Source organism: Bacillus australimaris (assembly GCF_001307105.1).
Taxonomy (GTDB): domain Bacteria; phylum Bacillota; class Bacilli; order Bacillales; family Bacillaceae; genus Bacillus; species Bacillus australimaris.
In genome coordinates this window covers 593,901-606,117 of sequence record NZ_LGYN01000001.1, presented here as the reverse complement: position 1 = coordinate 606,117, position 12,217 = coordinate 593,901, and the positions used below count along the sequence as shown (strand labels likewise).

Annotated in this window: 10 protein-coding genes and 1 other annotated feature; all 10 genes read left to right on the top strand. The window is 42.7% G+C overall.

Going from position 1 to position 12,217, the window contains the following annotated elements; translation table 11 throughout:
- Positions 1–156 precede the first annotated feature (156 nt).
- The 10 genes from ilvE (at position 157) to tig (ending at position 12,110) form a co-directional block, all read left to right on the top strand.
- Positions 157–1,071: a branched-chain-amino-acid transaminase gene (gene ilvE / locus AKG37_RS03205; RefSeq protein WP_039180440.1), complete on the top strand. Its 915-nt coding sequence runs from the start codon at positions 157–159 to the stop codon at positions 1,069–1,071.
- Between the two features lie 8 nt (positions 1,072–1,079).
- Positions 1,080–1,328 (top strand) — a binding site (T-box leader).
- Between the two features lie 122 nt (positions 1,329–1,450).
- A complete protein-coding gene (ilvB, locus tag AKG37_RS03200; protein ID WP_060697533.1) occupies positions 1,451–3,175 on the top strand; it encodes an acetolactate synthase large subunit in 1,725 nt (574 codons plus the stop codon).
- Positions 3,172–3,690, top strand: a complete 519-nt coding sequence (gene ilvN, locus AKG37_RS03195; protein ID WP_007501584.1) for an acetolactate synthase small subunit — start codon at positions 3,172–3,174, stop codon at positions 3,688–3,690. Before ilvB ends, ilvN begins: the two co-directional genes overlap by 4 nt.
- Positions 3,691–3,708: 18 nt before the next feature.
- Entirely contained in the window at positions 3,709–4,737 is a 1,029-nt protein-coding gene (gene ilvC / locus AKG37_RS03190) for a ketol-acid reductoisomerase (RefSeq protein ID WP_060697532.1), read from the top strand.
- Positions 4,724–6,277, top strand: a complete 1,554-nt coding sequence (locus AKG37_RS03185; RefSeq protein WP_060697531.1) for a 2-isopropylmalate synthase — start codon at positions 4,724–4,726, stop codon at positions 6,275–6,277. Before ilvC ends, AKG37_RS03185 begins: the two co-directional genes overlap by 14 nt.
- 18 nt (positions 6,278–6,295) lie before the next feature.
- Positions 6,296–7,393 (top strand): 3-isopropylmalate dehydrogenase, encoded by a 1,098-nt coding sequence (gene leuB / locus AKG37_RS03180; RefSeq protein ID WP_060697530.1) that lies wholly within the window; start codon positions 6,296–6,298, stop codon positions 7,391–7,393.
- Positions 7,394–7,433: 40 nt separating this feature from the next.
- Complete coding sequence (leuC, locus tag AKG37_RS03175; protein ID WP_060697529.1) at positions 7,434–8,849, top strand: 3-isopropylmalate dehydratase large subunit; 1,416 nt, start codon at positions 7,434–7,436, stop codon at positions 8,847–8,849.
- A 13-nt stretch (positions 8,850–8,862) separates the two neighbouring features.
- A complete protein-coding gene (gene leuD, locus AKG37_RS03170; RefSeq protein ID WP_060697528.1) occupies positions 8,863–9,462 on the top strand; it encodes a 3-isopropylmalate dehydratase small subunit in 600 nt (199 codons plus the stop codon).
- A 125-nt stretch (positions 9,463–9,587) separates the two neighbouring features.
- The gene (gene ddcA / locus AKG37_RS03165) at positions 9,588–10,595 is read left to right on the top strand and encodes a DNA damage checkpoint antagonist DdcA (protein WP_060697527.1); all 1,008 of its coding nucleotides are present in this window, start codon (positions 9,588–9,590) and stop codon (positions 10,593–10,595) included.
- 240 nt (positions 10,596–10,835) lie between these two features.
- Entirely contained in the window at positions 10,836–12,110 is a 1,275-nt protein-coding gene (gene tig, locus AKG37_RS03160; protein WP_060697526.1) for a trigger factor, read from the top strand.
- Positions 12,111–12,217: the final 107 nt, after the last annotated feature.

The following is a 12,217-nucleotide window of genomic DNA, read 5'->3' as shown; positions in this document are numbered from 1 at the left end:
ATAATTTTAAAAATGCTGTTGACACTGTATGGAAAGCGGCGTAAGATGGGTTCAACAAAAGCTAAACAAACACGCAGTGCAAGCGTGAGACACTTCAATATAAAGTGTCTGAAAATTCAACTACTTTTTGTTTGAAAGAGAGGGTGCTCACTGAAAATGGAAGACCAAAAGGAACAGTGGATCTTTTTAAACGATGAACTCGTAAAAAAAGAGGATGCGAAAATTTCAGTTTACGATCATGGCTTCTTATATGGCGACGGTGTGTTCGAAGGAATTCGCGTATATAACGGAAATATCTTTCGAATGAAAGAACATTTAGACCGCCTATATGATTCCGCCAGATCTATCATGCTGAACATTCCATATTCACTTGAGGAACTCACGGAGAAGATGATTCATACAGTTGAAAGGAACGGCCTAAAGGATGCCTATATCCGCCTTGTCGTCTCAAGAGGAGCGGGTGATCTTGGTTTAGATCCAAACAACTGCGGGAGAGCCAACACAGTGATCATTGTAGAACCGCTGGCCATTTTTCCAAAGCACCTATATGAAACGGGTATTGATATTGTGACGGTCCCAACAAGACGAAATCGTCCAGATGTCCTTAGCCCAAAAGTAAAATCATTAAACTATTTGAATAACATTCTTGTCCGAATCGAAGCCCATATGGCCGGTGTGAGTGAAGCGCTAATGCTGAACGATCAAGGGTACGTGGCAGAAGGTTCTGCAGACAACGTGTTTATTTATAAAAAAGGCAAGCTTTATACGCCGCCTGGTTATATCGGCGCTCTTGAAGGCATTACAAGAAATGCCATCATGGAGATTGCAGAAGACTTAGGCTACGAAGTGAAAGAAGAACCATTCACAAGACATGATGTGTATACTGCAGAAGAAGTTTTTCTAACAGGAACCGCAGCCGAAGTCATCGCCGTTGTCAAAGTTGATGGCCGTACAATCGGTGAAGGGAAGCCTGGTTTCCACACAAACAAACTTCTTGAACAATTCCGCAAGCGAGTAGTTGAAGAAGGAGAGAAAGTCGTTTTTACAGATGAAAACATTCATGCAAGCTAAATAGATATCGATAAACGTTGAAGAGGACTAGTAGCTTTAGAGTCAGTATCTACAGAGAGCCGGTGCTAGCTGGAAACCGGTGTTACTTTCTAAAGTGAACTCACCTCTGAGTGTCTGCCTGAAATGATAGTAGGGCAGGCCGAGTGACATTGCTTCACTCGTTACCAAAATGGACGAAAGATGTCCATGAGACGGCAGCAGGAGTTGCCGTGAACAAGGGTGGTACCGCGAAAAAACAAAGCTTTTTCGCCCCTTTGACCTAATGAAAAGTAGTGTCATTGTGGGGTGAGAAGGCTTTTTTATATGGTCTCATATCTCTATCTTGAATGGAAAAGGGTGAAAGGACTTGACTGAAGCAAGACAAAGAGGAGGAAATCAAATGGGGACAAATGTACAAATGGAGACGGAAAAATCAAAAGCACCACAAACGATGAACGGTGCACTCATGTTAATTGAAGCACTCAAAAGAGAAAAAGTAGAAGTCATTTTCGGGTATCCAGGCGGAGCGGTTTTGCCGATCTACGATAAAATTTACGATTCTGGTTTATTTCACGTCCTGCCAAGACATGAGCAGGGAGCGATTCACGCAGCAGAAGGCTACGCAAGAGTATCTGGGAAACCAGGTGTTGTCATTGCAACCTCAGGACCTGGAGCGACAAACCTTGTCACAGGAATTGCAGATGCCATGATTGATTCACTTCCACTTGTTGTATTCACAGGGCAGGTGGCAACCTCAGTCATTGGGTCAGATGCTTTCCAAGAAGCAGACGTACTCGGCATCACAATGCCAATTACAAAGCACAGCTACCAAGTAAGAAATCCAGAGGAATTACCAGGTGTCATTAAAGAGGCATTTCATATCGCGACAACAGGCAGACCTGGTCCAGTCTTAATTGATATCCCAAAAGATGTTGCAAGCATTGAAGGAACATTTGAATATGATCAGCCGATTGATTTACCTGGTTATCAGCCAAAAGTAGAGCCGAATTATTTGCAAATTCGCAAATTGGTAGAAGCTGTCAGCAGAGCGAAGAAACCAGTCATTCTAGCAGGAGCTGGCGTTCTTCATGGCAAAGCATCTGAAGAATTAAGACAGTATGTAGAGCAGCAGCAAATCCCAGTCGCTCATACACTGCTTGGACTTGGCGGATTCCCAGCAAAGCATCCTCTTTTCCTAGGGATGGCTGGTATGCATGGCACATATGCAGCGAACATGGCTCTTCATCAATGTGATCTGCTCATTTCAATCGGAGCGAGATTTGATGATAGGGTGACAGGCAACCTCAATCATTTTGCCAAACATGCGAAGGTGGCTCATATTGATATCGACCCAGCGGAAATCGGCAAGAACATTCATACCCATATCCCAGTTGTTGGAGACAGCAAGCTCGTTCTTGAAGAGCTGATCAAGCAAGACGGGAAACAAGGGGAATCAGACGAATGGAAAAACCAATTAAATCAGTGGAAGGAAGAATATCCACTCTGGTACGTTGAAAACGAAGCTGAAGGCTTTAAGCCTCAAAAGCTGATTGAATACATTCATCAATTCACAAAAGGTAAAGCCATTGTAGCAACAGATGTCGGACAGCATCAAATGTGGGCAGCACAGTTCTATCCATTTGATAATGCAGATAAGTGGGTCACATCTGGAGGCCTTGGCACAATGGGCTTTGGATTACCAGCAGCCATCGGCGCTCAGTTAGCTGATCAAGAGGCGACCGTTGTAGCGGTTTTAGGAGACGGAGGTTTCCAAATGACCCTGCAAGAACTTGCCGTTATCCGTGAGCTGAACCTTCCAGTCAAAGTGATTGTTCTGAATAATCACAGCCTTGGAATGGTAAGACAATGGCAAGAAATTTTCTACGAAGAACGCTACTCACATTCTAAATTTTCAGAGCAGCCAGACTTCGTCAAATTATCTGAAGCTTATGGCATTAAAGGAATCAGAATCTCATCAGACGAAGAGGCGAAAGAAAAGCTTGAAGAAGCCTTAACCTCTAGAGAACCTGTTTTCATCGATGTCAATGTAGCGAGAGATGAAAAAGTATTCCCGATGGTAGCACCAGGGAAAGGACTTCATGAGATGGTGGGGGTGAAACCTTGAAAAGAATTATTGTGTTGACTGTATTAAATCGATCAGGCGTACTGAACAGAATCACAGGCCTATTTACGAAAAGACACTACAACATTGAAAGCATTACGGTCGGCCATTCTGAGATTCAAGATGTATCACGCATCACGTTCGTCGTCCATGTAGACCAAGAAAAAGACATTGAACAGCTGACAAAACAGCTGAACAAACAAATCGATGTTCTGAAAGTAACAGACATTACAAACCAATCAATCGTTCAGCGAGAGCTGGCTTTGATAAAAGTCGTATCTGCACCAGCATCTAGAATGGAGATCACAGGGGTCATTGAACCGTTTAGAGCTTCTATTGTAGATGTGAGCAGAGAGAGTGTCGTCATTCAGGTGACAGGTGAGTCTTCAAAAATTGAAGCACTCATTGAATTGCTTAAGCCATACGGCATTAAAGAAGTCGCCAGAACTGGCACCACGGCCTTTGCAAGAGATAATCAGCAAAAGCCGCAAACAAATAAAACAATTTCAATTGTCTAAACAAAAGGAGAGAGTCAAATGGTAAAAGTATATTATAACGGTGATATTCAAGAAAACGTATTAAATGGTCAAAAGGTAGCCATCATTGGTTATGGATCACAAGGTCATGCACATGCATTGAACTTAAAAGAAAGCGGCGTAGATGTCATTGTCGGTGTAAGAAAAGGCGGATCTTATAATAAAGCACAAGAAGATGGCCATCAAGTATTCACAGTAAAAGAAGCGGCAGCACAAGCAGATGTAGTCATGGTATTACTTCCAGATGAGCAGCAAAAGAAAGTATATGATGAAGAAATCAAAGATCAATTAGAAGCTGGCAACTCACTAGTATTCGCACACGGATTCAACGTTCACTTCCATCAAATTGTTCCACCAAGTGACGTAGATGTGTATCTTGTGGCTCCAAAAGGTCCAGGACACCTTGTAAGAAGAACATATGAGCAAGGCGCTGGAGTACCTGCCCTATTTGCCATCTATCAAGACGTATCTGGTCAAGCGAAAGATAAAGCACTTGCTTATGCAAAAGCGATCGGCGGAGCAAGAGCTGGCGTTCTTGAAACAACATTTAAAGAAGAAACAGAAACGGATCTATTCGGTGAGCAGGCAGTTCTTTGTGGAGGTCTTACTTCACTAGTCAAAGCAGGATTCGAAACGTTAACAGAAGCTGGTTATCAGCCAGAGCTTGCATACTTCGAGTGTCTGCATGAACTGAAATTGATCGTTGACCTTATGTATGAAGAAGGATTAGAAGGTATGAGATATTCAATCTCTGATACAGCACAATGGGGTGACTTCGTTTCAGGACCACGCGTTGTGGATGCAAAAGTAAAAGAATCTATGAAAGCCGTATTGACTGATATCCAAAACGGAACTTTTGCAAAAGAATGGATTGTTGAAAACCAAGTGAATCGTCCACGTTTCAATGCAATCAATGCAAATGAAAATGAGCACCAAATTGAAATCGTTGGTAGAAAGCTTCGTGAAATGATGCCTTTCGTTAAACAAGGAAAGAAAAAGGAAGCGGTGAGCGTCGGTGCGAAAAATTAATTTTTTTGACACAACACTTCGAGATGGGGAGCAATCACCAGGAGTGAACTTAAATGCACAAGAAAAGCTAATCATTGCAAAGCAGCTTGAGCGCCTTGGGGTTAATATCATTGAAGCGGGTTTTCCCGCTTCATCCCGAGGGGATTTCTTAGGCGTACAAGAAATTGCAAGAACGATTAAAAACTGTTCTGTTGCTGGTCTTGCACGATGTGTGAAAGGTGACATTGATGCTGCATGGGAAGCATTGAAAGATGGAGTGGAACCAAGGCTTCACGTCTTTATTGCCACCTCTGATATTCACCTGAAGCATAAACTAAAGAAAACACGTGAAGAAGTCGTAGAACAGGCTGTCTCAATGGTTAAATACGCGAAGGAACGTTTTCCGGTTGTCCAGTGGTCAGCAGAAGATGCGTGCCGTACAGATCTTGCTTTCTTAGCAGAAATTGTAGAAAAGGTCATTGACGCTGGAGCGAGTGTTATTAACTTGCCAGATACAGTTGGATATCTAGCGCCAAAAGAGTACGGAAATATTTTTAGATATATGAAGGAACACGTTCCGAATATTGACCGTGTCAACTTGTCCGCTCACTGTCACGATGACCTAGGAATGGCTGTAGCAAACTCACTTGCTGCCATTGAAAATGGTGCAGATCAAATTGAAACAGCTGTCAACGGAATTGGAGAGCGCGCTGGAAATGCCGCTTTAGAAGAAATTGCAGTAGCTCTTCATATTCGAAAAGACTTTTACCAGGTCGAATCCACCATTCAATTGAATGAAATTAAGCGTACAAGTGATGTAGTGAGCAAATACTCAGGAATGATTGTGCCGCGCAATAAAGCAGTCGTTGGAAACAACGCGTTTGCACATGAATCAGGTATTCACCAAGATGGTTTCCTCAAAGAAAAAACAACCTATGAAATTATTTCTCCAGAGCTTGTCGGTGTGACAACAGATGTGCTTGTCCTTGGAAAACACTCCGGAAGACACGCGTTTAAAGACCGCATGAAAACATTAGGCTTTAAACTAGCGGAAGACGAAATCAATAAATTCTTTGAAACCTTCAAGAACTTGACAGAGAAAAAGAAAGAGATTACAGATGATGATTTGATCTCTATTATATTAGAAGAAAAAGTAGCAGACCGAAAAATCGGTTACGAATTTGAAAGTCTGCAAGTTCACTACGGAACAGAGCAAATGCCGACAGCAACGGTTTCTCTGAAAAATCAAGAAACGCAGGAAGTCATTCAAGAAGCAGCTACAGGTGCAGGCAGTGTAGAAGCTGTGTACAACACGCTTGAGCGCTGCATGGAAGAAAGAATTCATTTGCTGGACTACCGCATTCAATCGAATGGAAAAGGCAGAGATGCACTAGCGGAAGTATACGTCACTGTTTCAATAGAAGGAAAAGAAACAGCAGGACGCGGCGTAGCACAAGATGTGCTGGAAGCATCGGCGAAGGCTTACGTCAATGCAGTGAACAGACATTTAATCTTCAAATCAAATCTAATTGAAATTGAGAAACATCACGCGATCTCATAGGAAAGGAGGAAGGTTCTCATGAAAAAGAAAATTGCACTTTTGCCCGGCGATGGAATCGGACCGGAAGTCGTGACATCAGCAGTCTCTGTCCTTCAAGAGACAGCGGCTCAATTTAGGCACGAATTCGAATTCGAAACTGCGCTCATTGGCGGTATAGCCATAGATGAAAAGAACAACCCGCTCCCAAAGGAAACAGTAGATGTATGCAAAAGCGCTGATGCGATTTTATTAGGAGCAGTCGGCGGACCAAAGTGGGATCAAAACCCGCCAGAGCTTCGCCCGGAAAAAGGCTTGCTTGCCATTCGTAAACAGCTGGACTTATTTGCAAACATCCGTCCTGTAAAGGTGTTCGATAGCTTAAGCGAGGCGTCACCGTTAAAACAGGATCACATTAACGGAGTTGATTTCGTCATCGTTCGTGAATTAACAGGCGGTCTTTATTTTGGTGAACCAAGCGAACGCTATACGGATGATGAAGGAAAAGAAGCTGCGGTTGATACGCTCCTTTATACGAAGGAAGAAATTGTCCGCGTATTAAAAGAAGCGTTCGACATGGCCTTAACGAGACGGAAAAAAGTGACGTCTGTGGATAAAGCGAATGTCCTTGCTTCTAGTAAACTATGGCGGGAAGCGGTAGAAGAAGTTGCTTCTCAGTATCCAGAAGTTGAATTTGAGCATATGCTCGTTGATAATGCCGCCATGCAGCTGATTTATAAGCCTGCTCAATTCGATGTCATTGTGACAGAGAATATGTTCGGCGACATTTTAAGTGATGAGGCTTCTATGATTACTGGATCACTCGGTATGCTGCCATCTGCTAGTTTATCAAGCACAGGCCTTCATTTATATGAGCCGATTCATGGTTCAGCACCCGATATTGCGGGGCAAAACGTTGCAAACCCTCTGGCAACCATTTTATCAGCAGCAAGCCTGCTTAGAACATCCTTTGCCTTAGAAGACGAAGCGGCTGCAATAGAAGAAGCTGTGGAAGCTGTTCTTGCCTCTGGCAAACGGACAAAGGATTTAGCAGCAAAAGAGGGAACGTATCAAACAACTGAAGATATCACAACAGCAGTTGTAGACGCACTCAAGCAGCGCGTGCAAACAATTGTATAAATAGAATCTTGTGGAATTAGATAGAGGGAGGAAAAGGGTTATGCCTCGAACAATCATCGAAAAAATATGGGATCAGCATGTTGTCAAAAGCGGCGAGGGAAAACCAGACCTTTTATATATTGATCTGCACTTGGTGCATGAAGTGACATCACCTCAAGCATTTGAAGGATTAAGACAAAAAGGGCGCAAGGTGAGAAGACCTCAAAACACGTTTGCGACGATGGATCACAACATCCCAACTGTGAATCGATTTGTGATCAAAGATGAGATTGCTAAAAAACAAGTGAGTGCTCTAGAGCGCAACTGTGCGGAATTTGGTGTCCGTCTAGCTGACCTTCACAGTGTTGATCAAGGGATCGTCCATGTCGTTGGACCTGAGCTTGGTTTGACACTTCCGGGGAAAACAATCGTTTGTGGAGATAGTCATACATCAACTCACGGCGCGTTTGGCGCACTTGCCTTTGGGATCGGTACAAGTGAGGTTGAACATGTACTTTCTACTCAAACACTTTGGCAGCAGCGTCCGAAAACGCTAGAAATTAGAGTAGACGGAAAGCTTCAAAAAGGGGTAACCGCCAAAGATGTCATTTTAGCCGTCATTGGTGCACACGGCGTGAAGTTCGGTTCAGGTTATGTCATTGAATACACTGGGGAAGTATTCAGAAACATGACGATGGATGAGCGGATGACCGTTTGTAATATGTCAATTGAAGCAGGAGCAAGAGCAGGATTAATTGCACCTGATGAAATTACCTTCGAATATTGCCGCGGCCGCAAATATGCACCGCAGGGTGAAGACTTCGAAGCAGCTATTAAAGAATGGGAAGCTCTTAGAACAGATCCAGGTGCAACCTATGATAAAACCATTGTGTTAGATGGAAATGAAATTTCACCAATGGTCACTTGGGGAATTAATCCTGGAATGGTCTTGCCTGTGGATGCATCAATCCCAGGGCCTGAGGACTTTGCGCAAGAAGATGATCAAAAAGAAGCGATTCGTGCTTACGAATACATGGGTGTCCATCCGCATCAGCGTATAGAAGATATTACGATTGAGCATGTCTTTATCGGCTCATGTACGAACTCAAGAATGACTGATTTACGTCAAGCCGCTTCTATGATTGAAGGACAAAAAGTAGCCGATCATGTTAGAGCGATTGTCGTGCCTGGCTCTCAAAGTGTCAAATTGCAAGCTGAAGAAGAAGGCCTTCATGAAATTTTCCTTGAAGCAGGATTTGAATGGAGAGAATCTGGCTGCAGTATGTGTCTTAGCATGAATAACGATGTGGTGCCGGAGGGCGAACGCTGCGCATCCACATCAAACCGTAACTTTGAAGGGCGTCAAGGGAAGGGTGCGAGAACGCATCTTGTCAGCCCGGCAATGGCTGCAATGGCTGCGATACATGGCCGATTTGTCGATGTCAGGAAGTTTAATCAAGAGAAAACAGTCGTGTAAGGAGTTGTCATAGATGGAGCCTTTAGTCACTCATAAAGGGAAAGCCGCTGTGCTTAACCGAATCAATGTAGATACAGATCAAATTATACCGAAGCAATTTTTAAAAAGAATCGAACGAACAGGATATGGCCGATTTGCCTTTTTCGACTGGCGATATTTAGCCGATGGCAGCCCAAATCCCGATTTCGAACTGAATCAGCCAATCTATGAAGGAGCATCCATTTTGATTGCAGGAGAAAACTTCGGCTGCGGATCATCTAGGGAACATGCTCCGTGGGCACTTGATGATTATGGTATTAAAATCGTCATCGCGCCATCATTCGCAGACATTTTTCATCAAAACTGTTTTAAAAATGGGATGCTTCCGATTCGTCTTGATTATGATGTGTGGAAAACTTTCGCGGCGTCATATGAGAACAAAGGGTTTGAGATGACGGTTGATCTTGAAAAACAGCAGATAGAAGATCATAAAGGGAATATCACCCCCTTTACTGTAGACCCTCACTGGAGAGAAATGCTTATAAATGGTTATGATGAGATCTCATTAACGCTATTACTAGAAGATGACATTCAAGCATTTGAAGAAAAGCGCAGCAGCTGGCTGCGCGCCTAAACAACGAGAAGCTGTCCGCCCCGGGTGTGACGGCTTCTTTTTTGCATGATAACCTCTCGTTACTTGTGTTTACTAATCTTCGTTGGTAAACTGATAAAAAATATGCGCCCGAAAGGAACGTAAGTATGAAACATGACAAGAAGAAAGATAATGTCATTTTGTTTCCTGGTCTGAAAGAAAGACTGATTGAAAAAGGAATGGCAGCATTAAAAGATAAGCAGTATCAAGAGGCGCTTCACTTGTTTTCAGAAGCAAAATCCTATGATGACGATGAAGAATCCGATATTCACCTCGGCATGGCGATTTGTTTTCTAGAGCTGGGTGAGCTGCAGGACGCAAAGCGTGTTTGTGAGAAGATGCTGCATGAGGGGTATGGCCACTATTTCACTGTGCTTCAAGTGTATATGACAATCTTAATTCAGCTGAAGGAATATGAAGAAGTCAAACAAACGATTGAGGCTGTGCTTGAGGAAAACCACCTTCCAGCAGAAAGCGCAGAGCATTTTTACAAGCTGCTAGAATTTAGCAGAAAAATGATCGAATCACCTGATGAGATTTTAGATGAAGGTGAGGAAGACAGCGGTGAAATCAATATAGATGATATGCTAAAGCGGCCGGAAGAGCAGGTCCAGTTCATCCATTCATTGAAAGACCGGAATGTTACACCGCACATGGGTCTATTAAATACGATCTTACAAAATCCCGATGGAAACCCTTTGGTGAAATCATTGATCCTGCAGCTTCTCTCAGATCATGACGTGGCAAAGCCGGTTCATGTGACGAAATTCGGTGATTCTTTAACACTTGTGCCTTCTGAGGCTGTCAAGCCAGAGCAGATGCCGCTTCTGCAGCAAGTCCTTCGGATGCTTGATGACACGCTTGGCAATGAGAATCCAACCCTTTACCAAGGCGTGGAAGAGTTATGGCGCCGGCACTTATTTGTGCTTTACCCATTTCTTCCTAAATACACAGATCCGAATCTTTGGGCAGCGGCACTTCATAAAGTCGGCTATGAAATGCATGGAATCGAGATTGAACTCGAAGAATTGCATCTATTGTATGAATTTAACGAACGAGAGCTGAGAGAAGCTTGCACAATGCTGAAAGATATTGAAGAAATTTCTTATTTGTAATTTGTCGATTTAGTTGAAAGACGGACTTGTTATGTTATAATATAATGGTTGTATTTGTGCATATATAGTGCAGTTGTCAGATTCCAACAGTTGAAAGACGATATGTATAATCAAGTCAAATGTTGTATACATAATACCGCTTCTTTAGCGGAGTGCGTGGTTTTTGATTGGACGAAGTCTTTATGATGCTTTAGAATGTAACAACGCACAATCTGAATAGATTTTTGGAGGGAAACACACATGTCAGTAAAATGGGAAAAACAAGAAGGTAACGAAGGCGTTTTAACTGTAGAAGTTGACGCTGAAACATTTAACAAAGCACTTGATGATGCATTTAAGAAAGTTGTTAAGCAAGTATCGATCCCTGGATTCCGTAAAGGGAAAGTACCACGCGGTCTTTTCGAGCAACGTTTTGGTGTAGAATCTCTTTATCAAGATGCATTAGATATTCTTCTTCCAGTTGAGTATCCAAAAGCAATCGACGAAGCTGGTATCGAGCCAGTTGACCGCCCTGAAATCGATGTTGAGAAAATCGAAAAAGGCGAAAGCTTAATCTTCACTGCAAAAGTAACAGTGAAGCCTGAAGTGAAACTTGGTGACTACAAAGGTCTTAACGTAGAAAAAGACGACACAGTTGTTACTGATGAAGATGTACAAGAAGAGTTAAAAGGAATGCAAAACCGTCAAGCTGAGCTTGTTGTCAAAGAAGAAGGTGCAATCGAAAACGGCGATACAGTTGTTCTTGATTTCGAAGGATTCGTTGATGGAGAAGCATTCGAAGGCGGAAAAGCTGAGAATTACTCTCTTGAAGTAGGTTCTGGTTCATTCATCCCTGGTTTCGAAGAGCAGCTAGTTGGTCTTGAATCTGGCGCTGAAAAAGACGTAGAAGTCACTTTCCCAGAAGAATATCATGCTGAAGACCTTGCAGGTAAACCAGCTGTATTCAAAGTGAAAATTCATGAAATCAAAGCAAAAGAACTTCCAGCACTTGACGATGAGTTCGCTAAAGATGTTGATGAAGAAGTAGAAACTCTTGCTGAGTTAACTGAAAAAACGAAGAAACGTCTTGAAGAAGCAAAAGAAAACGAAGCAGAAGGAAAACTTCGTGAAGAGCTAATTGCAAAAGCTTCTGAAAATGCGGAAGTTGACATCCCACAAGCGATGGTTGACACAGAGCTTGACCGCATGATGAAAGAATTCGAACAACGTCTTCAAATGCAAGGAATGAATCTTGAGCTTTACTTCCAATTCTCTGGACAAGATGAAGATGCGCTTAAAGAGCAAATGAAAGAAGATGCTGCTAAACGCGTGAAATCTAACCTAACACTTGAAGCAATTGCTGCTGCAGAAGACTTACAAGTGTCTGACGAAGAAGTGGAAGAAGAACTTTCAAAAATGGCTGAAGCATACAACATGCCAATTGAAAATATCAAACAAGCGATCGGATCTACTGAAGCAATGAAAGAAGATCTAAAAGTTCGCAAAGCAATTGATTTTCTTGTAGAAAACCGTTAATATGGTGCATAATAATAAAACAGGGCGCGAGTGACTCGTGCCTTGTTTTGTACAATTTTTGACTTATCATCGCTTCTTTTGGAAACGATAGTGTAAGTCGCATCTTT

Excerpts from the sequence above, each read along its gene's own strand:
- ilvE (WP_039180440.1), top strand. The coding sequence starts at position 157 with ATGGAAGACCAAAAGGAACAGTGGATCTTTTTAAACGATGAACTCGTA.
- ilvB (WP_060697533.1), top strand. The coding sequence starts at position 1,451 with ATGGGGACAAATGTACAAATGGAGACGGAAAAATCAAAAGCACCACAA.
- ilvC (WP_060697532.1), top strand. The coding sequence starts at position 3,709 with ATGGTAAAAGTATATTATAACGGTGATATTCAAGAAAACGTATTAAAT.
- leuB (WP_060697530.1), top strand. The coding sequence starts at position 6,296 with ATGAAAAAGAAAATTGCACTTTTGCCCGGCGATGGAATCGGACCGGAA.
- leuC (WP_060697529.1), top strand. The coding sequence starts at position 7,434 with ATGCCTCGAACAATCATCGAAAAAATATGGGATCAGCATGTTGTCAAA.
- leuD (WP_060697528.1), top strand. The coding sequence starts at position 8,863 with ATGGAGCCTTTAGTCACTCATAAAGGGAAAGCCGCTGTGCTTAACCGA.
- ddcA (WP_060697527.1), top strand. The coding sequence starts at position 9,588 with ATGAAACATGACAAGAAGAAAGATAATGTCATTTTGTTTCCTGGTCTG.
- tig (WP_060697526.1), top strand. The coding sequence starts at position 10,836 with ATGTCAGTAAAATGGGAAAAACAAGAAGGTAACGAAGGCGTTTTAACT.